This window comes from Ensifer sp. WSM1721 (genome assembly GCF_000513895.2).
Taxonomy (GTDB): domain Bacteria; phylum Pseudomonadota; class Alphaproteobacteria; order Rhizobiales; family Rhizobiaceae; genus Sinorhizobium.
The window spans coordinates 738,549-763,311 of record NZ_CP165782.1; the positions used below are offsets into that span (position 1 = coordinate 738,549).

The 24,763-nt window shown below is 62.4% G+C and carries 28 protein-coding genes; 19 read left to right on the forward strand and 9 right to left on the reverse strand.

Going from position 1 to position 24,763, the window contains the following annotated elements; genetic code table 11:
• Positions 1-49 precede the first annotated feature (49 nt).
• Positions 50-712, forward strand: coding sequence for a hemolysin III family protein (locus M728_RS03555; protein ID WP_026618634.1), 663 nt, complete (start codon positions 50-52; stop codon positions 710-712).
• 34 nt (positions 713-746) lie between these two features.
• Here the strand turns inward: M728_RS03555 and M728_RS03560 are convergent, their stop codons facing one another.
• On the reverse strand, positions 747-1,244 hold the full coding sequence (locus tag M728_RS03560; protein WP_026618635.1) for a hypothetical protein: 498 nt from the start codon (positions 1,242-1,244) through the stop codon (positions 747-749).
• A 475-nt stretch (positions 1,245-1,719) separates the two neighbouring features.
• On the opposite strand from M728_RS03560, the gene M728_RS03565 reads away from it, so the two are divergent.
• The 8 genes from M728_RS03565 (at position 1,720) to mucR (ending at position 8,504) form a co-directional block, all read left to right on the forward strand.
• Positions 1,720-4,095 carry a putative monovalent cation/H+ antiporter subunit A gene (locus tag M728_RS03565; protein WP_026618636.1) on the forward strand — a complete coding sequence of 792 codons (2,376 nt, stop codon included), beginning with the start codon at positions 1,720-1,722 and terminating at the stop codon, positions 4,093-4,095.
• Positions 4,092-4,511, forward strand: a complete 420-nt coding sequence (locus tag M728_RS03570) for a Na(+)/H(+) antiporter subunit B (protein WP_026618637.1) — start codon at positions 4,092-4,094, stop codon at positions 4,509-4,511. Before M728_RS03565 ends, M728_RS03570 begins: the two co-directional genes overlap by 4 nt.
• Positions 4,511-4,888 (forward strand): Na+/H+ antiporter subunit C, encoded by a 378-nt coding sequence (locus tag M728_RS03575; protein WP_026618638.1) that lies wholly within the window; start codon positions 4,511-4,513, stop codon positions 4,886-4,888. The genes M728_RS03570 and M728_RS03575 overlap by 1 nt, the downstream gene beginning before the upstream one ends.
• Positions 4,889-4,895: 7 nt before the next feature.
• Positions 4,896-6,455: a Na+/H+ antiporter subunit D gene (locus M728_RS03580; protein WP_026618639.1), complete on the forward strand. Its 1,560-nt coding sequence runs from the start codon at positions 4,896-4,898 to the stop codon at positions 6,453-6,455.
• Positions 6,452-6,928, forward strand: a complete 477-nt coding sequence (locus M728_RS03585) for a Na+/H+ antiporter subunit E (RefSeq protein WP_026612769.1) — start codon at positions 6,452-6,454, stop codon at positions 6,926-6,928. The genes M728_RS03580 and M728_RS03585 overlap by 4 nt, the downstream gene beginning before the upstream one ends.
• On the forward strand, positions 6,925-7,314 hold the full coding sequence (locus M728_RS03590; protein WP_026618640.1) for a cation:proton antiporter: 390 nt from the start codon (positions 6,925-6,927) through the stop codon (positions 7,312-7,314). Before M728_RS03585 ends, M728_RS03590 begins: the two co-directional genes overlap by 4 nt.
• Complete coding sequence (mnhG, locus tag M728_RS03595) at positions 7,311-7,670, forward strand: monovalent cation/H(+) antiporter subunit G (protein WP_026618641.1); 360 nt, start codon at positions 7,311-7,313, stop codon at positions 7,668-7,670. The genes M728_RS03590 and mnhG overlap by 4 nt, the downstream gene beginning before the upstream one ends.
• A 402-nt stretch (positions 7,671-8,072) precedes the next feature.
• Complete coding sequence (mucR, locus tag M728_RS03600; RefSeq protein WP_026618642.1) at positions 8,073-8,504, forward strand: exopolysaccharide biosynthesis transcriptional regulator MucR; 432 nt, start codon at positions 8,073-8,075, stop codon at positions 8,502-8,504.
• A 186-nt stretch (positions 8,505-8,690) separates the two neighbouring features.
• Here the strand turns inward: mucR and M728_RS03605 are convergent, their stop codons facing one another.
• Positions 8,691-9,113 carry a SufE family protein gene (locus tag M728_RS03605; RefSeq protein ID WP_026618643.1) on the reverse strand — a complete coding sequence of 141 codons (423 nt, stop codon included), beginning with the start codon at positions 9,111-9,113 and terminating at the stop codon, positions 8,691-8,693.
• Between the two features lie 267 nt (positions 9,114-9,380).
• Positions 9,381-9,818: a DUF5330 domain-containing protein gene (locus M728_RS03610; protein ID WP_026618644.1), complete on the reverse strand. Its 438-nt coding sequence runs from the start codon at positions 9,816-9,818 to the stop codon at positions 9,381-9,383.
• Between the two features lie 568 nt (positions 9,819-10,386).
• Here M728_RS03610 and M728_RS03615 point away from each other — a divergent pair.
• The 3 genes from M728_RS03615 (at position 10,387) to M728_RS03625 (ending at position 13,335) form a co-directional block, all read left to right on the forward strand.
• Positions 10,387-11,964, forward strand: a complete 1,578-nt coding sequence (locus M728_RS03615) for a HAMP domain-containing sensor histidine kinase (protein ID WP_034882877.1) — start codon at positions 10,387-10,389, stop codon at positions 11,962-11,964.
• Entirely contained in the window at positions 11,936-12,904 is a 969-nt protein-coding gene (locus M728_RS03620) for a peptidoglycan-binding protein (RefSeq protein WP_026618646.1), read from the forward strand. The genes M728_RS03615 and M728_RS03620 overlap by 29 nt, the downstream gene beginning before the upstream one ends.
• A gap of 71 nt (positions 12,905-12,975) precedes the next feature.
• Entirely contained in the window at positions 12,976-13,335 is a 360-nt protein-coding gene (locus M728_RS03625) for a DUF1491 family protein (RefSeq protein ID WP_026618647.1), read from the forward strand.
• A gap of 37 nt (positions 13,336-13,372) precedes the next feature.
• Here the strand turns inward: M728_RS03625 and M728_RS03630 are convergent, their stop codons facing one another.
• The gene (locus M728_RS03630; protein WP_026618648.1) at positions 13,373-14,425 is read right to left on the reverse strand and encodes a DUF2336 domain-containing protein; all 1,053 of its coding nucleotides are present in this window, start codon (positions 14,423-14,425) and stop codon (positions 13,373-13,375) included.
• Positions 14,426-14,691: 266 nt separating this feature from the next.
• On the opposite strand from M728_RS03630, the gene M728_RS03635 reads away from it, so the two are divergent.
• Together M728_RS03635 and M728_RS03640 are read left to right on the forward strand one after the other, a co-directional pair.
• Positions 14,692-15,324, forward strand: a complete 633-nt coding sequence (locus tag M728_RS03635; protein ID WP_156943314.1) for an SH3 domain-containing protein — start codon at positions 14,692-14,694, stop codon at positions 15,322-15,324.
• Between the two features lie 212 nt (positions 15,325-15,536).
• A complete protein-coding gene (locus M728_RS03640; RefSeq protein ID WP_026612757.1) occupies positions 15,537-15,821 on the forward strand; it encodes a hypothetical protein in 285 nt (94 codons plus the stop codon).
• A gap of 579 nt (positions 15,822-16,400) precedes the next feature.
• On the opposite strand, the gene M728_RS03645 is transcribed toward M728_RS03640, so the two are convergent.
• From M728_RS03645 to M728_RS03655, 3 genes are all read right to left on the reverse strand, one after another.
• Positions 16,401-16,946 (reverse strand): membrane protein, encoded by a 546-nt coding sequence (locus tag M728_RS03645; RefSeq protein WP_026618650.1) that lies wholly within the window; start codon positions 16,944-16,946, stop codon positions 16,401-16,403.
• On the reverse strand, positions 16,939-17,526 hold the full coding sequence (locus M728_RS03650; protein WP_026618651.1) for a DUF1214 domain-containing protein: 588 nt from the start codon (positions 17,524-17,526) through the stop codon (positions 16,939-16,941). Before M728_RS03650 ends, M728_RS03645 begins: the two co-directional genes overlap by 8 nt.
• 96 nt (positions 17,527-17,622) lie before the next feature.
• Complete coding sequence (locus tag M728_RS03655) at positions 17,623-19,836, reverse strand: transglycosylase domain-containing protein (RefSeq protein ID WP_370906470.1); 2,214 nt, start codon at positions 19,834-19,836, stop codon at positions 17,623-17,625.
• A 144-nt stretch (positions 19,837-19,980) separates the two neighbouring features.
• Between M728_RS03655 and M728_RS03660 the strand changes: the two genes are divergently transcribed.
• A complete protein-coding gene (locus tag M728_RS03660) occupies positions 19,981-20,448 on the forward strand; it encodes a YcgN family cysteine cluster protein (RefSeq protein ID WP_026618653.1) in 468 nt (155 codons plus the stop codon).
• A gap of 21 nt (positions 20,449-20,469) precedes the next feature.
• On the opposite strand, the gene M728_RS03665 is transcribed toward M728_RS03660, so the two are convergent.
• Both M728_RS03665 and M728_RS03670 read right to left on the reverse strand, forming a co-directional pair.
• Positions 20,470-20,805: an MmcQ/YjbR family DNA-binding protein gene (locus M728_RS03665; RefSeq protein WP_026612752.1), complete on the reverse strand. Its 336-nt coding sequence runs from the start codon at positions 20,803-20,805 to the stop codon at positions 20,470-20,472.
• A gap of 223 nt (positions 20,806-21,028) precedes the next feature.
• Complete coding sequence (locus M728_RS03670) at positions 21,029-21,169, reverse strand: hypothetical protein (protein ID WP_167549646.1); 141 nt, start codon at positions 21,167-21,169, stop codon at positions 21,029-21,031.
• 576 nt (positions 21,170-21,745) lie between these two features.
• On the opposite strand from M728_RS03670, the gene feuN reads away from it, so the two are divergent.
• The 4 genes from feuN (at position 21,746) to M728_RS03690 (ending at position 24,756) form a co-directional block, all read left to right on the forward strand.
• Positions 21,746-21,997, forward strand: coding sequence for a two-component system FeuPQ modulator FeuN (gene feuN, locus M728_RS03675; RefSeq protein WP_026612751.1), 252 nt, complete (start codon positions 21,746-21,748; stop codon positions 21,995-21,997).
• 42 nt (positions 21,998-22,039) lie between these two features.
• Positions 22,040-22,711 (forward strand): two-component system response regulator FeuP, encoded by a 672-nt coding sequence (feuP, locus tag M728_RS03680; protein ID WP_026612750.1) that lies wholly within the window; start codon positions 22,040-22,042, stop codon positions 22,709-22,711.
• Positions 22,701-24,086, forward strand: coding sequence for a two-component system sensor histidine kinase FeuQ (gene feuQ / locus M728_RS03685; RefSeq protein WP_026618654.1), 1,386 nt, complete (start codon positions 22,701-22,703; stop codon positions 24,084-24,086). The genes feuP and feuQ overlap by 11 nt, the downstream gene beginning before the upstream one ends.
• 202 nt (positions 24,087-24,288) lie before the next feature.
• Positions 24,289-24,756: a hypothetical protein gene (locus M728_RS03690; RefSeq protein WP_245269650.1), complete on the forward strand. Its 468-nt coding sequence runs from the start codon at positions 24,289-24,291 to the stop codon at positions 24,754-24,756.
• The last annotated feature ends 7 nt before the right edge of the window (positions 24,757-24,763 follow it).

The following is a 24,763-nucleotide window of genomic DNA, read 5'->3' on the forward strand; positions in this document are numbered from 1 at the left end:
GTTTCGACGCAGCGCATGCGGATATCGGGACCGAAGCGGGAGGGGCCTCGTGGATATCGGCGGCGTAAAATGGAACTATGACCGATCGGAGTTGATCGCCGATGGGATTGTCCACGGCATCGGGCTTTCCGCCGCGCTGGTTGGCGTGACTGCTTTGATATTCTATGCGACCGTCTGGAGCACCTCGGGTCAGCTTGCCGCTGCCTCGGTCTATGGCGGCGGCCTCATCATCACGCTTTCGGTCTCCTTCCTCTACAACCTCTATCCGATCTGCCGGACCAAGTGGTTGCTGCGTCGCTTGGATCATTCCGCCATCTTCGTATTGATCGCCTCGACCTATACGCCGTTTCTGCAGCGCGGCTGGGATGACCCCTTCCTGTTCTCGATGCTGATCGGCATTTGGGCGATTGCGATTGCCGGCATCGTGATCAAGTGCCTTCTCCCGGGTCGTTTCGATCGCCTGGCGATCCTGCTCTATCTAGCGATGGGCTGGAGCGGCCTTCTCGCCGCGCGGTCGCTATTCGCGGCCCTCAGCGAAACGACGCTCATTCTCATCGTGGTCGGTGGCGTCATCTACACGATCGGCGTGATCTTTCACGTCTGGGAGCGCCTGCGCTTTCAGAATGCGATATGGCATGGCTTCGTCGTCGCCGGGTCCGCCGTGCATTATTCGGCGGTTCTCACCTGCATCAGCAGCGCGACCGTATCCTGAGCAACTGGAGTGCCGACACGGCTCGCGTTTCGGCTCATTCGGGCGCAGCCTGGCAGCCTTCCGACGGCCGCAACGCTTCGGCCATGCGCGAGATGACGCCGTCGAAGCTTGTGAGCTTGCTCTTGCGGTACTGCAGTCTGAAATAGGCGGCGCTGCCGTCGCACAGCGCGATTGCCCGGGCATAGAAGATGTCATTGTCGCGCGCACCCGAGAAGCTGGCCCAAGCGGGCGTGATGCGCGAAAAGATTATTCGCCAGTCGTCCTGCTTCTCATAGCCGATCCGCTCGGCGACGTCCGTTTCAAAGTCACCGTCAGGCGGATGGGTGCCGAACACCATTAGCGTCGCACCGTTATCGTCCGAAAGAAAGCTCGCGCCATCGCCGTTGTCAGGCTCCTGACGCAGCTCGAATCCGGGCGGTATGTCGACTGTGTAGCCGAAGCGGGGATTGGCATAGGGATGCCAATCGTCGTCGGCTGCGGCGGGCAGGGCAAGCGCCGGAAGGAGAACAGCAGCAATAAAGGCACGACGCATGCGGGGACGTCTCCTCGGCTTATTTCGACCCGCAGCCATTCCTCCGGGCGCGCGGCTCCCTACGGCGCCGCGCGTCTTATCAGACGAAGGCCGCTGTTGCACTTTGAGCTGCTGCACGTTTTAAATCCCTAACTCGGCTCCGATTTAAGGAAACATACAGCAGATGCGTGAAGGTCGCTGGGAGTGCGAACTGCTGGTTCATCCTATCTTCAAATCGATCCCGATTTAAGCACCATCCGATACCGATGCGTCGGCCGTCGCAGTTCCCGCCGGAACAGCGGTCAACCCTCCTCGAAGATCATCGCCGCCTTTACGGGTCATCCCCTCGATCGGCTGGCGAATTGTTGCGCTTTGCACAGTATATCCGTCGCACAACTCCGTTCACGCCCGATTTCTCTTGAGGCGGAACCGCCGTTCTTCTATGTCCGATGAAAGCTTGACCGAATGATCAAACCAGAAGGAGCGTGCCGAGAAGATGGATACCGCGGCCCTGACATTCCTGGCCCTCGGTCTTCCCTTCGCCGCGGCCGCCTTCGCGCCGGTCTTGACGCGCCTTCTCGGCCAGCATGCCGCCTGGGTGCTGGCGCTTACGCCGCTCGCGATCTTCGCCCGTTTCGCAGCCTTCGTTCCGGAGATCGCGAACGGTGAGATCGTGACGGGCGGTTATGCTTGGGTACCGTCGTTCAACGTCAGTTTCTCCTGGTTGATAGACGGCTTGTCGCTGACCTTTGCCCTTCTGATCTCCGGCATCGGAGCCCTCATCGTGCTCTATTCCGGCGGCTATCTGAAAGGGCATCCCCAGCAAGGGCGCTTCTTCTCGTTCATCCTGATGTTCATGGGCTCGATGCAGGGGCTCGTCGTATCGGACAGCTTCCTGATGCTCTTCGTCTTCTGGGAGCTGACGTCGATAACCTCCTTCCTGCTGATCGGCTTCGATCACGGGCGGGAGGCCGCCCGGCGCGCAGCGCTGCAGGCACTCGTCGTGACGGGAGGAGGCGGCCTCCTCCTGCTCGCAGGCCTTCTCATCCTCTGGAACGTCAGCGGCATCACCCAGTTCTCGCTGCTGCTTTCCTTCGGCAGCGAACTGAAAGAGAGCCCGTTCTATCTCGCGGCACTTCTCCTTGTGCTCGGCGGCGCCTTCACCAAGTCGGCGCAGTTTCCCTTTCATTTCTGGCTGCCGAACGCCATGGAAGCGCCCACACCGGTTTCGGCCTACCTGCATTCGGCAACGATGGTGAAGGCAGGGGTCTATCTCCTGATGCGGCTCAATCCGGTCCTCGGCGGCACGCCGGAATGGCAGATTCTCCTGCCGCTCTTCGGCGTGACCACTCTGGTCACCGGCGCGGTGCTGGCCGTGCGCCAGACCGACCTGAAGCTGATGCTGGCCTACACGACGATGTCGTCGCTCGGTCTCCTGGTCATGCTCACCGGACTCGGCGCCCCGTACGCGCTCGAAGCCGCGGCGCTCTATCTCGTCGCGCACGCGCTCTTCAAGGGAGCGCTGTTCATGGTGGCCGGCATCATCGACCACGAAACCGGCCTGCGCGACATCACGCGGCTTGGCGGCCTGCGCTCGGCCATGCCGTTGACCTTTGCCGTCGCGCTCATGGCGGCACTGTCCATGGGCGGCCTGCCGCCCTCTTTCGGGTTCCTTGCGAAAGAGGAAATCTACGCAGCACTTGCCGGCTTCGACCGTCGCTCTGTGGTCTTCGCGGCCTTGACCATTCTCGGCAACGCGCTGATGTTCGCCGTGGCCTTCGCGATCGCGCTGAAGCCGTTCCTCGGGCCGAAAGTGGCGACGCCGAGGCCCGTGCATGAGGCGCCGCTTCTTCTCTGGCTCGGCCCCGCCATACTTGCACTGAAGGGCATTTCCATCGCACTGATGTCCGGGCTCGCGCACCGGCTCGTCACGTCGCCTATGGCCTCCGCCATCGCCGGCGAAACGCGGACCGTCACTATTTCTCTGGCGCCACACTTCGGGGTGCCGGTGCTGCTTTCCGGCCTGACGGTGCTTGCCGGCATAGCTTTTTATCTCAATCTCGCTCGCCTGCGCGCTGCCGCTGCGGCAATTCTTGCCGATATCGGCTGGGGGCCGGATCGCGGTTTCGACCAGTTCATGCGCGGCCTCGTGGGCCTTGCCGCCGCCGTGACCCGTCGGCTGCAGGGTGGCCGCTTCGATGTTTACATGACGGCCACCTTCGTTCTGGTCGCCGTCGTGATCCTGGCGGTTCCGCTCCGTTACGGCGAATTTCCACGCGCCCCGTTCTTTTCCTCGGATGTTCCGCTGCACGAGCTCGCGATCATGGCGATCGCCGTCGCCGGCCTTCTCGCCGTGGTGCTGGCGGCCGATCGGCTGACTGCGATCGTCTCGCTCGGCATCCAGGGCTTCGCGGTCGCCGTGATCTTCCTGCTCTACGGCGCGCCGGATCTAGCCTTCACCCAATTCATGATCGAGACGCTCTCCGTCGTTGTACTGGCACTGGTGATGACCCGGCTGCGACTGTCGCCCTCCGACCACCGGCCACTTGCTCAGAAGCTCCCCGACTTCGCGATCGCGCTCGCCTGCGGGCTCGGTTTCGGGCTGTTTCTCCTCAAGGTCACGGGCGTGCCGTTCGATAGGACGCTGACAGACTTCTTCAATCTCTATTCGAAGTCGATCGCGCATGGCGCCAACGTCGTCAACGTCATCATCGTCGATTTCCGCGGCACGGACACGCTCGGCGAAATCGCAGTCGTGATGGTTGCCGGCCTCGCCATTCTCGCGCTCGTGCGGCTGAGGGCAGGGTCGCTGAAGCGCGGCGTGCCCATGGAAGTCGCCGCCGATGAGGCGCATGCGGAGGAGCGGGTATGAAGTCGATTATCTTGCGGACAGTGGCGCCGTTCCTCACGGGCTTGATGATACTCTTCTCGATCTTTGTGCTGTTACGCGGCCACAATGCGCCCGGAGGCGGCTTTATCGGCGGCCTGATCGCGGTCTCGGCGCTGGCGATCTACGGCATCGCCCATGGCGTCGAGACGGTCCGCCGGGCGATCTTCTTCCACCCGATGGCAATTGCCGGGGCGGGGCTCTTGGCAGCGACCGTCGCGGGCCTCATCTCGATCGTCGCGCGGGTGCCGTTCATGACCGGGCTCTGGATCTATCCATCCATTCTCGGCGTCGAGATCCCTCTTTCCACCGTCATGCTGTTCGATACCGGGGTCTATCTGGTCGTCATCGGCGCGATCAGCTCGGTCGCGCTCTCGCTCGAAGAACGGGGAGGGGCGTGATGGAGGCCTGGTTTTCCCTGCTCGTCAGCATCTTCTTCACCGTTGCCGTCTATCTGCTGCTGTCGAAATTCATCATCCGCGTGCTCTTGGGCGTCGCGATCCTGGGTAATGCCGTGAACCTGCTGATCTTCACCGGCGGACGCCTCACACGCGCCGTTCCGCCGGTCATCGCCGGAGACGCAGATGTTCTAGCCGGTCCCGCCGCCAATGCGCTGCCGCAGGCGCTGATCCTGACGGCGATCGTCATTTCCTTTTCCTTCTTCGCCTTCCTGCTCGTTCTCGCCTGGCGCGCCTATGACGAACTAGCGACCGACAACACCGATGAGATGCGCGTCGCCGAACCGGTGAACGAGCCGGCGCCGCCGCTGGGATACTGACCGCGTCATGGCTGCTTCGATCTCTCCTCCCGCCGACCTTTCTGCTGCGCTGGTCCTCACGCCATCGATGGCGAGCGAATGGCTGGTGATCCTGCCGGTCGCCTGGTGTCTGGCTGTCGGCGCGCTGCTGGTGATGCTGCGTCGCTCGCTCGGCCTTCAGCCGGTCACTGCCATTGCGGGACTGGCCGGGCTGGTGATGATCGACGGGCTGCTCCTCGAACGCGTCGCCACGAACGGGCCGATGACCATGGTGATGGGTCGCTGGCTGCCGCCTTTCGGCATTGCTTTCACCGTGGACCTGACCGGGGCGCTGTTCGCCCTGGTGGCGGCATCCGTCGCGCTCGCGGCCGGTGTCTTCTCTCTTACCGACATCAACGATAGCGGCCGGCGTTATGGTTTCTATCCGCTGCTGATGGTGTTGATGGCGGGTGTTTCCGGGGCCTTTCTGACCGGGGATATCTTCAACCTCTATGTTTGGTTCGAGGTTCTGCTTATCTCGTCCTTCGGCCTTCTGGTGCTGGGCTCGGAGCGCGAACAGCTCGATGGTACGGTGAAATACGGGTTCCTGAATCTCGTCGCCACGACGCTTTTCCTGGTGGCGACCGGCTACCTCTATGCTGTCTTCGGCACGCTCAATATGGCCGACATCGCCCGCAAGGCCGAAAGTCTGCGCGACAGCGCTCCCCTGATGACGCTGGTGGGGCTTTATGTCCTCGCTTTCGGAATGAAGGCAGCCGCTTTTCCAGTGAATTTCTGGTTGCCTGCCTCCTATCACACGCCGCGCGTCGTCGTGTCGGCGCTCTTCGCCGGCCTGCTCACCAAGGTCGGCATCTATGCGCTGATCCGGGTGACGGTCATGCTTTTTCCGGTGGAAAGGGAGGAAATGAGCTTCGTCGTGGCGCTTGCCGGCGCTCTGACGATGATTGTCGGCGTTCTCGGTGCGCTGGCCCAGACGGATTTTCGCCGTATCCTCGGCTATCTCATTGTTTCGGGCATCGGCTCCATTCTCGCCGGCGTTGCCGTCGGCGGTCCGGGCGGCGTCGGCGGTGCGATCTTCTACGCGCTGCACTCGATGCTGGTGATGACGGGCCTCTATTTCGCCTCGGGAATTGCCATGCGTCTCGGTGCAAGCGCCTCGATCATAACGCTCGCCGGTCTTTATCGAAGGCATGTCGGCTTTGCCGCGCTCACTTTGATGTTGTGCTTCGCCGTCTCCGGCCTGCCGCCCTTTTCCGGCTTCTGGCCGAAGGTCATGCTGGTGAAGGCGGCCCTCGACATCGGCGCTTGGTGGCTGGCGGCCGCGCTCCTTCTGACCGGCTTTCTCACCACGATCGTCACCGGCCGCCTGTTCCTCTTCGCCTATTGGCGGGACGAGGCCGATCAATCGGGAGAGGCGGTGCCGGTCTCGGCGGTGAGCCTTGCGCCGCTTGCCGCCCTCACGCTGCTGGCGCTCCTGATCGGCCTTTATCCCGACCCGCTGCTCGGGGCGATTCAGAGGGCGGCGGCGGGGCTTGCCGAGCCCTCGGCCTATCTGAATTCGGTCTTCCCCGCAGGAGGCTCGCAATGAAGTTCCTGCTGACCAATCTTGTCTTCACCCTCGTCTGGGGCGCGATCAGTGCCAGTTTCACGCCCGCGAATCTCATTCTCGGCTTTGCCGCTGGTGCCCTGTCGCTCTGGCTCATCCGGCGCGAGCTGCACCCGGTCACCTACCCGCTGAGGCCGTTGCGGATCCTGCTGCTCGCATTGCTGTTCTTTAGGGAGCTTGCCGTTTCGGCCACGAAGGTCGCCATTCTTGTCATGCGCTCGAACATGGCGCTGAAACCCGGGATCTTCGCCTATCCGCTGACGGTCAAGGGCGATTTCGAGATCACCTTGCTCGCCAATCTCATAACCCTTACGCCCGGCACGCTTTCGGTCGACGTTTCGGACGATCGAAAGGTCCTCTATGTCCACGCACTCGACTGCGCCGATCCGGGCGCATTGAGGCAAGACATTGCCCGCGGCTTCGAACGGCGCATTCGGGAGGCCTTCGAACGATGATGCCCGCCATGCTTCTGAGCGCCGCCACAGGCCTGGCGCTGGTGCTCCTCTCTCTCGCATTGTTGATGACGGTATTGCGCATCATTCGCGGGCCGACCCTGCCCGATCGGGTGCTCGGCCTCGATATGCTGGTGGCGATCGCGATCGGCCTCATTGCTGTGATCGCGATCAGGACCGGGTTCAACCTCTACATCGATATCGCTATCGCTCTCGGTCTCGTCGGCTTTCTCGCGACGGTCGCCTTCGCCCGCTTCATCCTCGTGCGCGGCCTCGCGCCGGAGCACGCGCCCCAGGGGGCATCCGCGGCGGCGCCGACAAAGCCATCGTCGAAGCAGGTGCGCTCGGGGCAGGCCGGCCGCCGCAAACGCAAGGGGGCGCGCCGATGACGGGGCAAGTCAATAGCGGTGTTGCTGCCATCGTTGCGTTGATCGTCGTCATCGGCGCATGCTTCTCGCTGCTCGCAGCCCTCGGCCTCATCCGATTTCCGGACCTGTACACGCGCATGCATGCCGCCTCGAAAGCGGGAACCGTCGGCTCGGGCTTGTTGCTCTTTGCTGCCGGGCTGCATTCGCTCGATCTCGCGATCTTTGTGCGCGCGCTCGCCGGATTTGTTTTCTTCGTGCTGACGGCGCCGATCTCTGCCCATCTTCTGGCGAAAGCCGCGCATCAGGCGGGCTACAGGATGACGAAACTGTCGGTGATAGATCAGCTTCCGCAAAAGGAAGAGGCACGGCGTCACTGATCGGCAGCATTTCTGATTCTGTATTTCAGGAGAATTTTCGCGCTCACGTCAATTTTAGCACTTTGGAATAAAGTTGCTGCCTTCGGGCAAAAATTATGTTTGGACTTTTCGTCGATCAGTGTTAATGCAGTAAACGCAAAGTGTCGTTGTGGAATATACTTTGAACTGAAATTCCAGCTTGAGTTGTGATGCTGTCCGTTGCTTTGAGGTGCCAGCCGCAGCGGTGCCTTGGTGACGGATTTCCCTGTTGCAATTCGAGCCTTGATGTTGCGGCGAAACCACGGTCTCCGTCGCGCAGTTAGCGGTCAGTTCCGAGGTGGCAACCGCCGTTCGGCGGCATTTTGCACATCCTCCCCTGAAACGGGTTTCAGGGTTTTTGCTGGATTCCGATAGGAGAAAAAAATGACAGAAACTTCGCTCGGTACGAGCAATGAACTCCTGGTTGAGCTTACGGCGGAGATCGTCGCCGCCTATGTAAGCAACCATGTGGTTCCCGTTGCCGAGCTTCCGACGCTCATAGCCGACGTTCATTCGGCTCTCAACAACACGACGGCTCCCGCGCCCGTAGTGGTTCCGGTGGAGAAACCGAAGCCCGCGGTCTCGGTGCGTAAGTCGGTTCAGGACGACCAGATCACCTGCCTCGAATGCGGCGGCACGTTCAAGTCGTTGAAGAGGCACCTGATGACCCACCACAACCTCTCGCCGGAAGAGTATCGCGAGAAGTGGGATCTGCCCGCCGACTATCCCATGGTCGCACCGGCCTATGCGGAAGCCCGTTCGCGTCTTGCCAAGGAAATGGGCCTCGGCCAGCGTCGTAAGCGCCGCGGCAAGTGATCCCCGCAGGCTCGACGGCATCGCGCGCGGCGAGCCACGGTCGGCAGGAATTGTCCACACTCGGATGAACAAGTCTGTGTGGCGGCGAAGCTCGTCCAAGTGAAGAAAGGCCGGCTGAATCAGTCCGGCCTTTTCGTCTGCGCTAGACGGGACGATCGCTTCATCCCGGCCCGGTTTACGCGGAAATCAGGCCGGCAGGCGGACCTCGGCCTCGCTCTTGATTCGCCGGATCATTGATCTCAGACCGTTGGCGCGCTGCGACGACAGATGCTCGATCAGGCCGATCTTACCGAAGATGTCGAGAGCGTCGATTCTGGCAATCTCGGATGCACGTTTGCCTGAGAAGATGGCAAGGGCGATCGCCACGAGGCCACGAACGATATGAGCGTCCGATTCGCCCTCGAAGGTCAGGGTCGGGTCTTCCGGGTCGCCAGCGGTATGGGTCACGAGCCAGACCTGGCTCGCGCAACCCTGAACCTTGTTCTCGCTCGTTCGCGAGGCTTCGGGCATTTCCGGTAAGCTCTTGCCTAACTCGATGACGTAGCGGTAGCGGTCCTCCCATTCGTCGAGGAAGGCGAAGTCATCGATGATCTGGTCAAGTGAAATCATAACTGGTCCGACTGTCGGCGCCGCGAACAATCGTCGTTCGCAGGACATACCCTTTGCGATCCCACGCCAGGCCGGTCGCAAAACGGGATGCTTTCATTCCTCATATAGGGGATGCGGGCCACAAAGAGAACAGTCAATCGCGTTTTCGAGGCAAACCGCTGGGATTCCCGCCCGCTATGCCAGACAAAAAGAAGACGCCGCGGAGGAACGTGCCCCCCGCGGCGGCCGCAAGCGGCTATAGTCAGGCAGTTGGGACTGGAAGCAAGTCTATTTCGCCATCGCGGCCGTGGGATCGAGGCGCCTTTCCGGGACCGGCGTGCGCTTGAAGGTCGGCACGACTCCGCTCGCCGTTTCCTCGGCGGGGACGTTCGCTCCCGGCGTGACCGTACCAGTAGTGATCTTGGCATCCGGCGAGCCCGTATCGGTTTCGGCGAACCGCGTGTCGAGGAATTCATAGGCGATGCGGGCACCCTCGCGGGCACGATGGCCGAGGGCAACGAAGGTCTCCGCCCCCTTTTCACAGACGTCCGGCTTTTGAATGCACATCGCGCTTATATACTGGAACGCCTCGTTGGCGGCGGAGAAGGTGTCGCCGATCTCCACCTTCGGGCCGTGCTCGAGCTTGGCGTTGCTCGAAGGATCGAGAAACGGCAGCAGCACGAGCACCAGCGAAAACCAGAATGTCGCCTTTACGAGAAACCACATCTTCTGCCATCCTCTGTTTCGCCGCGGCTGTTTCCGCTCTTTCATGCGCCGCAGCTGCAGAGCGTCGATACTTCGGTTGATACCGCCCGCCCATGTCTTGCCGGCGACTGTAGAGCGGGAATCACAAGGCCGTTTTTCCAAAAACAACGGGATTTGCTTCAAATTCTAATGGAAAGCATGATCTCGGCTTTTTCACGTGGTCGGTTTTCTTCGCATTTTAGCGACCGCCGTTAAGGTTCGTGGCATGATTGTCGAGATCAGGCCCTGAGTTGTCGGCACCGATGTCGCCGCCGCTTGCCCAAATCATTAACACGAAGCGAAAAATCCACGAAAATCCGCCGCTTACGCGGCGTTAACCACAACAGACAAAGCTCGTCCAAACTGCCTCAAAACGGGATTTTTCGACTGTCGGACGTGCCTTCCGGGGCCGCCCGCTTATTCTTTCATTAAGTCGGGAATGCGAGATTCGGATCATCACGAGGCGATCCGCCCGCGCCGTTGCGCGGGGCCCAGAACGGCCTCGCAAAAACAACAAGGCGGCAGGGCAAGCGTGAGTGTATTGCGTAACATGGCTGGCAAATGGGCATCCCGCGTGGATGAAACTGCCGCACCTTGGATGCCGCGCGGCCCCGCCTATGCTGCAGTCCCGCGCCGAGATTTCAGGCGCCTGCGTGCCGTCGCGGCCATTTCGTTGACCGCCTTGCCGATCGTGCCCTTGGCTCTGACGGCGGCATTGCCGGTGTCGGCGGCGTTGCCTGCGGGAACCGCACTGTGGGCCTCCGCTTCCCTGTTGGCAGCAGCCGCGGCGATTGCCGCCGGCCGGACATCATCCTCGGTCGAGCAGGACTCGGCGGTGTGCGCGGAATTGCCGGACCTCTCCGCCGCTTATGACCTTTTTGCCGGCGTCGTGACCGTCCATGACGCCCGCGGGCACGTCCTGTCCGTCCATGGTCGCGATGCGGGGGAGCATCTGAAACTGATACGCGATCCCCATGGACGCGGATTCATAGAACAGATTCACGTGTCGGATCGCATCGCCTTCCTGAGCGCGCTCGATTCGCTGCGCCAGGACAGCGATCGGGCTGCCGTCGATTTCCGGCTCGAACGGGCCTCGGTACCCGCCGAAGGGCCTCAATTCGCTTATATGCGCTGCGAGATGACACCGCTGCGGGACGCCGAAGGGCGGCTGCTTGCGATCGTTGCCCAGTCCCGCGACATCTCCGAAGAGGCGCGCCTGAGAGCGGAGGCGGCGGCGAAGGCTCAGCATGCCGAGTCGGCAAATGACGCCAAGACCCGCTTCCTTGCCGCCGTCAGCCACGAGCTCCGCACGCCGCTCAATGCCATTCTCGGCTTTTCCGATGTTCTCGCGGCGGAATATTTCGGCAAGCTGGAGAACGATCGCCAGCGCGAATACGTGTCGTTGATCCACCGCTCGGGTACGCATCTTCTTTCCGTCGTCAACACGATGCTCGACGTGAGCAAGATCGAAGCCGGCCGTTACGAACTTCTCCGCGAACCTTTCCGTGTGGCCGAGGCGATTGCCGCCTGCGAGGCCATGCTGTCGCACCAGGCGCGCGAAAAAGGCGTGAGACTGGCAAGCCGCGTCATGCGCTCGGTAGGCGAAATAAATGCCGATCAGCGCGCCTTCCAGCAGATACTGATCAACCTTGTCGGCAATGCCATCAAGTTCACGGATCCTGGCGGGCTTGTCACCGTCGATGCCGAACTCGACGGCGCCATGCTGAAGGTCACCGTCAGCGATACGGGAATCGGCATCGCCGAGGACAAGCTGCAGATGCTCGGCCAACCTTTCGTCCAGATTCAGAATGACTATACGCGCCGCTATGAAGGCACCGGGCTAGGCCTGTCGCTGGTCAAGGGACTGGCGGAACTGCACGGCGGAAATGTCTCGATCCGGAGCTCCGAAGGGGAGGGAACCGTAGTCGTGGTCTCGATTCCGCGCGAGGGTTCCGACATCGCCGATGCGAGGCATGCGGGCGCTGTCACGGTGGAGTTTCCGCCGCGGCTGAAGGGACGCGACGAAAGAAAGAGCGACCAGGGGAAGCCGGTGCCGGTCACGGCACCCCAAGGTGAAGGAACAGGCAAGGAAAGGGCACATGGCTCCGCGCAAGCGAAAACAGCCTGAGCGGAAGAGGCCGACGCGCCACGGCACCGGCGTTGCTCTGCGCGGCCTGGCTCTCGCCGGTCGCGGCCTGGTGCTCGTCGGCCGCTTGATCTCTCGCCATCCAATCAGTGCAGGCGGCTCGGCCGTCTTCGCCGTTGTTTTCAGTTTCGTCGCCGCAAATGCCATGTGGTACCAGAACGGCACCCATCCCTCGCCACTTCTGCGAACACGCGTCCCCCTCGTGAGCCCCGAAGTCGCCGCGCGGCTGGCTGCCGCCAACGGCGAGGCGGTCGAACCGCGCAACGTGACGACCTTCGTCATAGAGCGTGAAGGCGAGGCGAAGACGGAGACCGTCGAGGACGCGATCGCTACTGCCGAGAAGCCGGCACCCGAACCGCTGGCCCCGTCATCGACGGAGGCTGTATCCGAGACGCCTGCCGCGGCGAATTCGGCATTGGTCGCGAATATCCAACGGGAGCTGGCGAGGCTCGGCCTCTATGACGGAGCCCCCGACGGCCGTAGCGGTCCGAGAACCGTGGCCGCAATCCTTCGCTTCGAGAAACAGGCCGGCCTCATGGAGACGGGGGCGCCGAGCACCGTTCTGCTGCAAGCGCTGCGCGCTGCGAGCGGCCCACCGCCGGTTGCCACGCCCGACAGTCGCCCCTATTCCGACCCGAACACCGCACCGGCCGCTGCTGACCCCGTCGCGGCGGCGATCCGCAGTGCCGAGAAGGACAACACGCTCGCTCCGCCCGCGGAAGTTCCGGTTTCGAGCGAGATGGTCATGAACATTCAGAAGGGGCTGAGCAATCTCGCCTATGCGGATGTCATCGTGGACGGCGTCGCAGGCGACCAGACGCGTGCTGCCATCCGCCATTTCGAGAAGCACTACCGGCTTCCACAGACCGGCAAGCCAAATGCCAAGGTTCTCAAGAAGCTCAAGGAAATCGGAGCACTCTGAACCATCGGGAAGCGTGCATCGTTTTCTCGCTCTCGTTTGCATCTCGCCGGTCCGGCGTGTATCAGCCTCGAATGCGGCTCAAATCCCACATCTTCGTCTCCTCCCTCTTGCGCCATGCCTTTGCACGTGGCGGCTACGCGGCCGTATTGCGGAAGGGGGCGGAAGAGGCCGGCGCGATCTTCATCCGCCAGCGCACGCGGGTTGGAACCGAGACGCTTTATGCGCCGGCGCCGCAGAACTTCTTCGAGGAGGAAGGCGACACCACCCGCAAGTTCGAGGTCCGGCTGCGGGACGTGGAGGCGGAAATTATCGACCGCGCACTTTCGTCGGAAATCCGCTTCGATCCGGATTGCTGGATCATCGAGATCGAACTCGATGATTGCACCGGACTGCTCAATCTTGTGGACGATACCGCCGATCCTCGCCGCTGACCCCGCGGCACGGAGCCGTGCCTGTCGGCATCTGCTTCTAACGCCGGCCAACACCCCGCTGCGGTTGGGCCATATTGCCGTGACCCGCCGCCGAGCGGGTCTCCTGCCGGCGTGGGTCGGAGGTTCGATTTTCCGCGAACTGGCCCTCGTGGCGGGGCGGTCTCGCTCCCTTGCGATCAGCGCGAAGCCAGGCCTCCACGCGTTCGATGCTCGCGCGTTGATCGATGTCTCTGATCAGGTTCTCGACGCGGCTGCCGCCGCCGAGCCTTTCGGAAAGATGCGGGTAGAGGGCCACGAGTAGGCGGGCCATCTCGTCGGCCGGGAAGGCGAGCGCGGAAAGCGTAGCGGCGAGCTGCTGGCCGGAGACGTCGAGCAGGATGCGCTCGGCGAGCCCGCGGCTTGCCCCGAGGGCGTCGGCCAAGGCAGCGGCGAACAGAGCCGTTTCGCCGCTGCGCGCAAATCGCATGAGGAGCGCGCAATGAAGCTCGTTGATGGGCTGAACCTGCGCAGCGTCGTTGCGTACCCTCGTTCCGGCGCGTGCCATTGCTTTGATTTCTTCGCGCAGCTTTTCTTCGCCGGCCGCCGCAGTTGCCGGGGCCGGCATCGGCGCCGCGGATCGATCGATTTCATCGTTTGGGCGATTGGCGGAAGGCGCGGACTGGTGATGTTCGACCAAGGCGTCTACGATCGAGGGGGAGAGATCCTCCCTGCGCGCAATCGCGCCGGCATGTGCCGGCCCCTGCTGGCGTATGATGGAAACGAGCACGCGATCGGAGATCGCCTTCGAGCGGGTGAGGAAGATCGCCGCGATAGAGATCGGCATGCTGCCTATTAGAAGGGCCACAGCTTCCGGCACTTGGGGGCATTGCGAAAGAGCCGCCGCCGCCTGGCGACGGGCTTCGTTGCTGGAGCCGAGGAAGAGCGGCTCGAACAGTTCGGCGAACTGCTTCATGTCGGACTTGCTCGGGATGCGAAGGCTCTCGAAGCCGGTGACGGTCGCCATCAGCACGACGTCCTTCAACCGGCCCGTCTGCGGCCGTTCCAACTCACGAAACCGGTTCGTCACGACATGTCCTAGTGCGAAAAGCATGACGCCATTGCCGATGGCTCGGAACGGCACACGTCCTTAAAAGTAGATTGAAAACGTTAGCGTAGCATTAACTATGGACGTTGGGGCTTTATTCAGGCTTGCGTCATTCTCATGACGGGCAAGAAGGGCGACGTGAGGACGCCCGCTCAGCCATAAAAAGTCCACAAGCGCTTCCAATTGATCCCGCTGATGGTGAAGGACGACTCGCTTTCGCCGAAGAAGAGGCCGGTGCGGCCTTCCCATGGGAGATTTGATCTGTGAAGAAAATGTTGTTGCGGCTGGCGGCGGTAGGCGCCCTCCTTGCGATGCCCGCGCTTGCCTCGGCTGCTGAAGGCTTCGCGACTGCCAACGTCAATATGCGATCGGGCCCAAGCACCGGCTACCCGGCCGTGACCGTCATCCCCGCCGGAGAATCGGTGGAAATCCAAGGCTGCCTCGCCGACCGCCCCTGGTGTGATGTATCCTTTTACGGTGGTCGCGGCTGGGTCGCCGGACGGTACGTGCAGGCCGTCTATCGCAGCAACCGCGTCTATGTGGAACCGGAATATTATCGCCCGCTCGGCATACCGACGGTCGTTTTCGAGTTCGATCGTTATTGGGATCGTTACTACCGCGGACGCGACTTCTATCGTCATCGCGACCGCTGGCGCGGCGACACCGATTGGATCGAGGAGCGCCGTGACCGCGACTGGGAACGCCGGCGTGAACGGAGCGAGTGGGAGCGCGCCCGCGAGCGAGAGCGGCGCGAGTGGGAGCATCGGCGCGACGATGATCAGTGGCGGCGACGCGTCGACGAAGACGATCTCAGCGAATGGGACGAGCCGCGCGGCGAGCGCCGTTACGCCCCGAGAAATGACACCGAATGTGCCCTTGGCGATTTCCGGTGTGAGGACGAATAGAGCGGGAGGCGAAAACGCGGGCGGTTTTCCGCCAACGGTTCCGCCTTGACTATTCGGAAGAAAACAACCGACTTCTGCTCTGGTGCAACCCAGACGCATCGTGACTTGATGCGGGTGGCGCGCCGCTCCTTTTCCTCGACGATTGCGTCGTTCTCACCGGAACCAAATCCGATTTCGATGCGTTGAAACCGCGCAACGGAGGGAGCGAAAACATGGTAGAAAAGAAATTGGCGACGGTTGACGTCGAAGCGGAGACCGAAAAACGGCCACCACCGACCCAAGCCGAACTGGAGATGCAGATTGCCGATCTCAGAGCCGAGATCAGCCGACTGACGGAAACGGTCACGGCCATCGGCACCGGTGCCAAGGCGGTCGTGCAGGGGGAGGCGGAACTGATGACCGAGCGCGTGCGAGAGCGCGTTCGCGAAGATCCGATCTCGACACTGCTGACGGTCGCCGGAGTGTCTTTCCTCTTCGGGTTGCTTGCGAGACGCTAGAACGGATCGATCCGACCAAAATCACCATGATACGGGAGTGAAGCGCACGAGGCGCGCGCTCGCGCAACTTGGATTTGCAGGAGGTTAATGCGCCGCGGTCCGGATTAAGAAAGGGTTAACCAGGCTGTGGCTCAATCGGGGCGAGCAGGCTATTATCGGCTTCGCATCTCGTGACCGAAACGAACGACATCCGGGAATCCGGAAGAAGGAGTGAGTGAGAAAGGCGCGTCTGTCCGGACGATGTCCCGGGAATGCGTCAGCCCGCAAGCGGGCAGGGTGAAATCTGTACGGTAGTTCATCCGTCTCATGGAAATATGGAGACGAGCATGGCAGACGTAATCAGAATGCAGGACCGCAAGCCCAAACGACCGCGAAGGCGTCCCGTCACGACGGGCGGCGCTAAAGTGTTGTTCTTCACCGGTATTCGTTACGAACGCCTCGATGGCCGCGGGCCACAGCCCACCGCTCCGACGGGTAGGCAGGTCAAGAAGCAGTAACCACTGCGCGGCCGGAGCTTGGCTGCACCTGCCGGGCTGTACCGGCGTTACCGATGCCCAACAAATCCCTCCTTCCCAGCCATCATCTCTGAAAAGGCTCGCATCGCGAATCGGCGAGAAAGTTGCGGACCTGTGCGTCGAAGCTGTCGAGGGGCGCCAGTGCGCGAAGAACCGCATAGCCTTCCTCGTCCTTCATTTCAATCATGATTGATTGTGCCAGCGCCTCTGGCGGCGATTTGCGCAGCTCGACGAGCTGGATCGGCGTGGCGACGACGAGATCGAGATTGCCGTTCACGGCCGTCTGATCGTTCATGCTGAAGACTTCGTTCGAGCCGCTGTCGAAGATCGAAAGCGACCAGAACGGCACGGCGCCGCGGGCAACGAGTCGGACCGGCGCTTCCGCCAGCGAGAAGCTGCAGGCGGCGGTGCGCAGAAAGGGATCCTTGTTGTCGAGCCCCGTCGCGCCCGGTTCCGTAGTCAAGAGGAAGAAGCTGTCCATTTCCAGCAGGCCGAGCACCCGTGTATAGGCGTCCCGGCCCGTAAACTGCGGCAGTGCGAGCACGATGACGATGTGCAGAAGCGCGGCGCCGGCCAAGCCGACGAGAATGGCGAATAGGACGCTACGCATCTCCGCACCCGGTCTTGACGATATTCGGCATGGCAAGGTCGATCAGCCCGGAAGAGCCGGCCGTCGGCGTGTCGAGCAACGTTAGTACGAGCTGGAAGTTGCCCCTGTGACGGATGGCGAGCCAGTTGCCGGGCTGGGCGGCAGGGGAGGCGTGAATGACGAAGCGACTGTCCGAGCCACGAAGCACCGTCCAGGAATTGATCGCCGATGGCACCTCCGGTCCCGGCCGCAGCGTGGCCCCATCGGAGGTCGTCGCGTAAAGGGTCCAGAAGCGTGCCGGCGGCGTGATGCCCGAGATGTCGTAGGAACAGGCGGCCGAGAGGCGCGCGCCACTGTCGTCCGTTGCGGCCGTGAACATCAGCCCCTCGGCGCCGCCGTAAAGCAATTCGCCGGCGCGGGCACGGTGCGCTTTGGCGTAGGGGTCGGCCGTGACGGTCTGCGCCTCGGGGAAGGCAACCCACGGACCGATCGCGATCGACCCGAAGCCGACGGTCGCTTGCAGAGCCCATAGGGCCGAAGCAATCCCGCCGGCGAACGCGACAATGAGGGCAAGGGCGACGAGGAGGGGAACTCGGAACAAGAGGTGGCTCTATCGAATGAGGTGTCGTTTACCCTGCTGGCGCTCGGGCGGCGTCACTTGGTTCGGGGCTCAGAGAACGGATTTCCGGCTGTGAAGTCAATTGTTTGTCGTGTTTGTCCTGAAGCGAGCCGCCGTATCCTCGTCCGGCGCTTCGAGCACGGCCACCTTGCCGCCGGTCTTTTCGCGCGCCTTCAGCGGCGGGACGTTCTCGAACGTGTCTTCGATCTTTTTCAACAGCCGAGTGACCTCGGCGGACAGCGATCGCGGACGCACGAGCGGTGGCAGGGCGTTCTCGTCCGGCTTGGCCGCGACTGCCGGCTGCTCTTTCGATTTCTCGGGAGGCGGGATTTCGATGCCGGGAATCGGGCGGTGTTCGATGCCTTGCTCGGCATAGTCCATCAGCCGCTTGAAGGTCATGGCAGGCAGGGAGCCGCCGGTCATCTCGTCGGTGGAGGTGTAGTCGTCGTTGCCGAACCAGACGGCCGTCGTGTAGTCGCCCGTGAAGCCGACGAACCAGGCGTCGCGATAGGCTTGTGTCGTCCCCGTCTTGCCGCCCGTGATGACGCCATTGTCGAGGGCTGCCCGCCGCGCGGTGCCGATAACAGGGATCTGCGTCAGGATGCGGTTCATCGAGGCGACGGCCTGCTCGCTCAACACCCGCTGTGCCGGCGGCGCGTCGCGAGAAAAGTCGTACAGGATGTCGCCGTCGTAGTTGAGAATCTGGCTGATGCCGTGGCGTCGCGACTGGAAACCGCCCGCGGGGAAGACCGCGTAGGCCGTCGCCTGATCGAGCACGGTGACTTCCGAAGTGCCGAGCGGCATGGTCTTGTCCGTGCGGATTGGCGTCTCGACACCCATCCGTTTAGCCGTTTGCGCGATGACGTCGGTGCCGAGCTTGTCCTTGGCGAGGCGGACGGGAATCGTGTTGATCGATCTTGCGAGCGCGTTCATCAGCGTCACCCGGCCCGAATAGCTGCGCCCATAGTTCTGCGGCGACCAGCCGCGCCAGGTGATCGGCGCGTCGACGACGACCGTCTCCGGCGTCATGCCTTTTTCCATTGCGGCAGCATAGGTGTAGACCTTGAAGGACGAGCCCGGCTGGCGGAGCGCGCGGGTGGCGCGGTTGAACTGGCTTTCGCCATAGTCGCGGCCGCCGACCATGGCGCGCACGGCGCCGCCGTTCTCGATCATGACGAGGGCGCCCTGCTTCACCTTGTAGCTTTCGCCATATTGCCTGAGGCCCGACTCGACCGCTTCTTCAGCCGCCTGCTGCAGCCCCATGTCGATCGTCGTGCGTACGATCAGCGAATGCTGGGCGAAGGGGGCAGCAATGCGCTGGACCTCTTCGAAGGCCCAGTCGAGGAAGAAGTCCGGCGCCTTCACCTGGGCGCGGTCAATGACGGTCGCCGGGTTGAGGCGGGCGGCGATCACCTGGCCCTCGGTCATCAGCCCGCCCTGGACCATGTTGGTCAGCACTTCGTTGGCCCGGGCGCGCGCCGCCGGCAGGTTGACGTGCGGAGCGTAGCGCGCCGGGGCCTTGAAGAGACCGGCGAGCATGGCGGACTCGGCAAGATTGATATCCGTGATCGCCTTGCCGAAGTAGAACTGCGCGGCGGCCGCCGCCCCGAAAGTGCCGCCGCCCATATAGGCGCGGTCGAGGTAGAGGCGGAGGGTTTCCTTCTTGGAGAGATTGGATTCGAGCCAGACGGCGAGGAAGGCTTCCTTGATCTTGCGCTCGATCGTCCGCTCGTTGGTGAGGAACAAGTTCTTCGCAAGCTGCTGCGTCAGCGTCGAGCCGCCTTGGACCACACCGCCGGCACGAGCGTTCTCGGTCATCGCGCGCGCGAGGCCGAGGAAGTCTATGCCCCAATGGTCGAAGAACCGCCGATCCTCGGTCGCAAGAACTGCCTTGATGAGATGATCCGGCAGCTCGTCGATAGGGACCGAATCCTCGTGGATGATACCGCGGTGGCCGATCTCATTGCCGTAGCGGTCAAGGAAGGTGACGGCGAAGTCGCTCTGTGCGCGCCAGTTGCCCTTGGTCTCCTCGAAGGCCGGCAAGGCCAAGGCGAGCATCAGCACCGAGCCGGCGGTGCCCCAGGTCATGCCCTCGCCGAGCACTTCGAAAAGCGCCCTCTTCCAGCCGCGCACGCGAAAGCGGCGGAAGAAGATGGTCGTATCCTCCCACCATTCGGCAAGCCGGAACCCGGCGTTCCATACCGTCGAATCGATCCAGGAATCGATCCGAAGAAAGATGTGTCGCCTCTTCGGCCGGTTGTCCTCTTTCTTCGGTTCCTGCACGGCTTTCACGTCCCAGAAGGTTTCTTGCACCACGACAATATTTGCACGGCGCGAAAATCCAATCTACTTGCATATCGCGCTATCGGCCTTAAAAAACCGGCAATTTTCTGCGAATTTTCCACGTTGGCGTGGAACTGACGAAAGTGTGACGTAATGGGCGAAATGCCTTTCTGGAAGACGAAGAGTCTCGAAGAGATGACGACGGCCGAGTGGGAGAGTATCTGCGACGGCTGCGGGCTCTGTTGTCTCAACAAGCTCGAGGATTGGGATACGGGCGAGATCGCCTGGACCTCGATCCGCTGCACGCTGCTGGACGGCAAAAGCTGTCGCTGCAAGGACTATGACAATCGCCGGGCGACGGTGCCGGATTGCATTCAACTGACGCCGGAGGTGGTGCACGAGATCACTTGGCTGCCGCCGACCTGCGGCTACCGCCTCCTCGCCGAGGGCAGGGACCTCTATTGGTGGCATCCGCTCGTCTCCGGCGACCCGGAGACCGTGCATGCGGCGGGCATATCGGTGCGCGGGCGCACCGTCGCCGAAGACGGCATCGATATCGAAGACTATGAGGACTATCTGGTGACTTGGCCGCTGGAGGTGGGCAGGGAGCCGGCGGAGTAACGTTCGCGGGCGGACGGTCCGTCAATGACGGCCGTTCTTCTTCACGAGGCTCTTGGGGGCGACGTTGCGCCAGGCGGTTTCCATGGACTGGCGAACCAACTCCTCATCAACGCCGACAAAATAGAGAGAGGTCCAGCCGCGTGCGCCCCAGCCGCCGGGAACGGCGGCACAGGCGCCAGGCTCCATCTCGAGTAACATACGCTGCTGGTCGGGCGTGAACTTGAACACCGCCCGGCCGGCCTCGGGTAGGGTCATGAAGATGCGGTTGCCCACACGGAAGTCCCGCGTTCCGAAATGGGCATTCTCCTGAGTCCCGGGGAGGCTCAGCGCCAGCTTTTCGATCTCTTCGCTTAGCATCGGAAGAGAGTAGCACGGAATTGCCGATTGGCAAAAAGCCTTGCGGCCGCCCCGGTGCCGCGGCCCGCAGGACTTGCGTTCTACAGCGCCGCGTGTCCTGTCAGACACGCAAAGGTCGTCGTGGCACTTTGAATTGCTGCATGTTCTCATCCTTAAATCGGCAGGATTTAAGGAAAGATGCAGTGGCGATGGGCGCCCCTGACGGGTGCTCGTGAACGGAGAGTTATTCTGCAGGCGGAACGGGCTTTTGTGCAGCTTCGCCAGCCGTGCGCATTTCGCGCCACTCATTCTCGAAACGATCGAGCAGCGACTGCGGAACCCTGGATTGCGGCGATACGGGCGGCTTGTTCGCGAGTGTCTGCATCCGGTCCTCCTAAGCAAGACGTTGAACGTGCAGGACCGTTTCACATCACAAAGGCTTTGTAAATCAGTGGTTTAAATCATTTAAACGATTGAAGAATATTTTAATCGATTAATTTTCTGCCATCCACAGCGTACATCGGAGCAGTCGGAGGCCTCATGTCCGGCATACAACCTCGATCGCAGAGCAAAGCATCTTTGCTTGCGGCCAGAACCGCATTCCTCACTCAAGCGCCCGATTCGATTTCTGAAGCAGCGGATTCGATCTTTGAAAACGCGCGGCTAAGCGACTCGAAGGATTCGCGAATTTGCAGGTTGCTGAAACTGGGGCATTGTCCTTTTAAGGTCGAACGATCCGCCGACTGGGCCTCGAGCTTGCTGCAGCGGGGGCGAATCCATCGTCCAGTCACGTGAAGCTCCCTCCTTCACACCGCCTGCAATCTCTGGTCGCTTTTCGCCGAAATGGAGGACAATCGATTCACCTCGGCCCACGCGGTTGTGCGGGCCGACATTCATTTGCCATTCAGCCTGTATCGGTTAATGATTTTGCCATAGTGCTTCCCAAGTCGAAAGTGCGTTCATGTCTTCACCATTGACCATAGCCGCGCTCGCCGCAGGCCTCGCGGGCTTCTCTCCGCCCGCCCTCAACGTGCCTCCGGTTGTCATCCGTGCGGCTGGTGACTGCAGCGCTGCCGCCGCCCAGGTCGTGGCGGAAACGGGCGGCGAGTTGCTTTCCGCCCGGCCGACGGGCGATGGTCAGTGCGTTATAACCGTGCTAATCCCGGGCAATGGCGGGCGGCCGAAGAAGGTGACGGTGAAGGTGCCGATGTAGGCCGCTCAATGTGGCCCATCAGCGAAGGGACGTAAACGAGAGATGCGCATTCTCATAGTCGAGGACGACGCCAATCTGAACAGGCAATTGGCCGAGGCGTTGAAGGAAGCCGGTTACGTCGTCGATCAGGCCTTCGACGGCGAGGAAGGTCATTACCTCGGCGATGCGGAGCCTTACGACGCGGTGGTGCTCGATATCGGCCTTCCCGAAATGGACGGGATTACCGTGCTCGAGAAGTGGCGTGCCGACGGCAAGACCATGCCGGTCTTGATCCTGACGGCACGCGACCGCTGGAGCGACAAGGTGGCCGGCATCGACGCCGGTGCCGATGACTATGTGGCCAAGCCCTTCCATGTCGAGGAGGTGCTCGCCCGTATCCGGGCGCTGATCCGTCGCGCGGCGGGGCATGCAAGCTCGGAGATCGTCTGCGGACCGGTGCGGCTCGATACCAAGGGCTCCAAGGCAACCGTCGGTGGCGTAGCGCTGAAGCTCACCTCGCACGAATTCCGCCTGCTCTCCTATCTCATGCACCACATGGGGCAGGTGGTTTCGCGCACGGAACTGGTCGAACATATGTATGATCAGGATTTCGATCGCGATTCCAACACGATTGAGGTTTTCATCGGCCGGCTCCGCAAGAAGATCGGCAACGACCTGATCGAAACGGTGCGCGGCCTCGGATATCGGATGCAAGCACCCGGCAATGGCCATTAGATCCCTCACGGCACGCGTTCTGGCGGTTTCGACCGTTTGGGCCGTCGTTGCTCTCGTCGTGATAGGGGTGGTCATCTCGGCCCTTTACCGGCAAGGGTCGGAACGCGGCTTCCAGGATTTGCTGCGCGCGCAGCTCTACAACGTTATCAACTCGATCTCGGTCGACGAAAAGGGAGCCCTGTCGGGCAGTCCCCAACTCGGGGACCTGCGTTTTTCCCAGCCGCAGACCGGCTGGTACTGGATCGTCGAGCCGATCGGCGAATTCGATACGCCTCCGCTGATATCGACCTCGCTCGGTACCTCGAAACTGCCGATAACCAGCGTCGAGGAGGTGCCGTTCGACATCCGCTACGAGCGCTTCTATACGACCAAGGACCCGTTCGGGAACGAGGTCGAGGTGGCCGAAACCGAGGTCGTCCTCGACATTCAGGGTCACGCCGCCCGCTTCCGCGTCGCCGGCAATCGCGACGTGCTCGAGGCGGACATCGATCGCTTCACCCGCAATCTGACGATCGCGCTTTCGATCTTCGGCCTCGGCGGGCTCGGCGTGAACGCACTGACCATCCTGTTCGGCCTGAAGCCGCTCGATCAGGTGCGCCGGTCGCTCGAAAAGATCCGCGCCGGCGAGAGCGAGCGGCTGGATGGGGCTTTCCCGCGCGAGATACAGCCGCTTGCCAACGAGGTGAATGCGCTGATCGACAGCAATCGCCGCATCGTCGAACGCGCGCGCATGCAGGTTGGCAATCTCGCCCATTCCCTGAAGACGCCGATCGCGGTGCTGCTCAACGAGGCACGCGTCCTCGAAGTGCCGCATGGCGAACTGATCAGGGCGCAGGCGGACGCCATGCAGACGCAGGTGCAGTCCTATCTCAGCCGCGCCAGGATTGCGGCACAGCGCGGATCGGTGCTGGCGAGGACCGAGGCTCAGCCGGCGCTCGAAAGGATCGTCCGGGTGATGCGGCGGCTCAATCCGGAAAAACAGTTCAGCCTGTCGGTCGAGCCGCCGGGGCTGGTGCTCGCGATGGAGCAGCAGGATGTCGAAGAGACCGTCGGCAACCTGCTCGAAAATGCTGCGCGCTACGCGCATGACCAGGTGTGGCTCAATGTCGAGCCGGCTCCGGAAGGCGCCCGTGGCAAGGAGCCTGGCCGCCAATGGATCGTGCTCCAGATCGACGACGATGGGCCAGGGCTCGAGCCCGACCAGATTGCGCTGGCGATGAAACGTGGCAAGCGGCTCGACGAGAGCAAGCCCGGCACCGGGCTCGGGCTCTCGATCGTAAGTGAGATCGTCGGGGAATATCAGGGCACGGTGGAACTTAGCCGCCGCGACGAGGGTGGGCTGCGAGCCAAGCTGGTCCTGCCGGCCGCTGTCTGACACGGAGGCGGCAAAACCCCGCGAAGTGGGATCATCGTGATCCGGCGGTCACACCCGGAGCCGAAAATGCCGCCGCCGGTTAGCGGCGGTTGCCTCGACGGGCGGAGGGTGCAAAAAGGAAATCGAGAGGCGTTGCGGTGCTGACGGGGTCTCCCGAAGGCGCTAGCGACGACGGCCAATAAGGATTGAGTAGTCGCGTATCATGAGGAATTACGCAGAGATGGCGCGGGCCTTCGCATCAGGCGGAAGGGTCGCGGTGGTGGCTTCGACCGTGGTGCTTGCCGGCTGCGGCACAACCTCAACTGGCCAGCGCGGCGTTGCGATCGCCGGTCTTGGTGCGAGCTCGACGCGCGGCGTGTCGTCGGCGGCCTATATCGAGGCATTGCAGGGCGGCATCATTGCGCGCCTCGGCGGCATCGATCTCAGCAAATCGGATCGGCAACGGGCTCTCGAGGCGGAGTATCGCGCGCTCGAGGCGGCGCCGGGCGGCCAGCCGGTCGCTTGGGAAGGGCGCAATCTCAGCGGCTCAGTGGTGGCGGCCGCCCCCTATCAGGTCGGGTCGCAGAACTGCCGCCAATACAGCCACACTGTGATGGTGAAGGGTCAGCCGACAACCGCGCGCGGCACGGCCTGCCGCAACAGCGATGGAAGCTGGACGCCACTGACATGAACCACCT

What these genes read in the sequence shown, in the direction of transcription:
- M728_RS03670 (WP_167549646.1), bottom strand. Translation starts at nt 21,169, where the DNA reads ATGCAGACACTCGCGAACAAGCCGCCCGTATCGCCGCAATCCAGGGTT.
- M728_RS03690 (WP_245269650.1), top strand. Translation starts at nt 24,289, where the DNA reads ATGAGGAATTACGCAGAGATGGCGCGGGCCTTCGCATCAGGCGGAAGG.
- M728_RS03570 (WP_026618637.1), top strand. Translation starts at nt 4,092, where the DNA reads ATGAAGTCGATTATCTTGCGGACAGTGGCGCCGTTCCTCACGGGCTTG.
- M728_RS03575 (WP_026618638.1), top strand. Translation starts at nt 4,511, where the DNA reads ATGGAGGCCTGGTTTTCCCTGCTCGTCAGCATCTTCTTCACCGTTGCC.
- M728_RS03645 (WP_026618650.1), bottom strand. Translation starts at nt 16,946, where the DNA reads ATGCGTAGCGTCCTATTCGCCATTCTCGTCGGCTTGGCCGGCGCCGCG.
- M728_RS03635 (WP_156943314.1), top strand. Translation starts at nt 14,692, where the DNA reads ATGTTGTTGCGGCTGGCGGCGGTAGGCGCCCTCCTTGCGATGCCCGCG.
- M728_RS03620 (WP_026618646.1), top strand. Translation starts at nt 11,936, where the DNA reads ATGGCTCCGCGCAAGCGAAAACAGCCTGAGCGGAAGAGGCCGACGCGC.
- M728_RS03615 (WP_034882877.1), top strand. Translation starts at nt 10,387, where the DNA reads ATGGCTGGCAAATGGGCATCCCGCGTGGATGAAACTGCCGCACCTTGG.
- mnhG (WP_026618641.1), top strand. Translation starts at nt 7,311, where the DNA reads ATGACGGGGCAAGTCAATAGCGGTGTTGCTGCCATCGTTGCGTTGATC.
- M728_RS03605 (WP_026618643.1), bottom strand. Translation starts at nt 9,113, where the DNA reads ATGATTTCACTTGACCAGATCATCGATGACTTCGCCTTCCTCGACGAA.
- feuQ (WP_026618654.1), top strand. Translation starts at nt 22,701, where the DNA reads ATGGCCATTAGATCCCTCACGGCACGCGTTCTGGCGGTTTCGACCGTT.
- M728_RS03590 (WP_026618640.1), top strand. Translation starts at nt 6,925, where the DNA reads ATGATGCCCGCCATGCTTCTGAGCGCCGCCACAGGCCTGGCGCTGGTG.
- mucR (WP_026618642.1), top strand. Translation starts at nt 8,073, where the DNA reads ATGACAGAAACTTCGCTCGGTACGAGCAATGAACTCCTGGTTGAGCTT.
- M728_RS03580 (WP_026618639.1), top strand. Translation starts at nt 4,896, where the DNA reads ATGGCTGCTTCGATCTCTCCTCCCGCCGACCTTTCTGCTGCGCTGGTC.
- M728_RS03640 (WP_026612757.1), top strand. Translation starts at nt 15,537, where the DNA reads ATGGTAGAAAAGAAATTGGCGACGGTTGACGTCGAAGCGGAGACCGAA.
- M728_RS03625 (WP_026618647.1), top strand. Translation starts at nt 12,976, where the DNA reads ATGCGGCTCAAATCCCACATCTTCGTCTCCTCCCTCTTGCGCCATGCC.
- M728_RS03665 (WP_026612752.1), bottom strand. Translation starts at nt 20,805, where the DNA reads ATGCTAAGCGAAGAGATCGAAAAGCTGGCGCTGAGCCTCCCCGGGACT.
- M728_RS03660 (WP_026618653.1), top strand. Translation starts at nt 19,981, where the DNA reads ATGGGCGAAATGCCTTTCTGGAAGACGAAGAGTCTCGAAGAGATGACG.
- M728_RS03560 (WP_026618635.1), bottom strand. Translation starts at nt 1,244, where the DNA reads ATGCGTCGTGCCTTTATTGCTGCTGTTCTCCTTCCGGCGCTTGCCCTG.
- M728_RS03565 (WP_026618636.1), top strand. Translation starts at nt 1,720, where the DNA reads ATGGATACCGCGGCCCTGACATTCCTGGCCCTCGGTCTTCCCTTCGCC.
- M728_RS03610 (WP_026618644.1), bottom strand. Translation starts at nt 9,818, where the DNA reads ATGTGGTTTCTCGTAAAGGCGACATTCTGGTTTTCGCTGGTGCTCGTG.
- feuN (WP_026612751.1), top strand. Translation starts at nt 21,746, where the DNA reads ATGTCTTCACCATTGACCATAGCCGCGCTCGCCGCAGGCCTCGCGGGC.
- feuP (WP_026612750.1), top strand. Translation starts at nt 22,040, where the DNA reads ATGCGCATTCTCATAGTCGAGGACGACGCCAATCTGAACAGGCAATTG.
- M728_RS03630 (WP_026618648.1), bottom strand. Translation starts at nt 14,425, where the DNA reads ATGCTTTTCGCACTAGGACATGTCGTGACGAACCGGTTTCGTGAGTTG.
- M728_RS03585 (WP_026612769.1), top strand. Translation starts at nt 6,452, where the DNA reads ATGAAGTTCCTGCTGACCAATCTTGTCTTCACCCTCGTCTGGGGCGCG.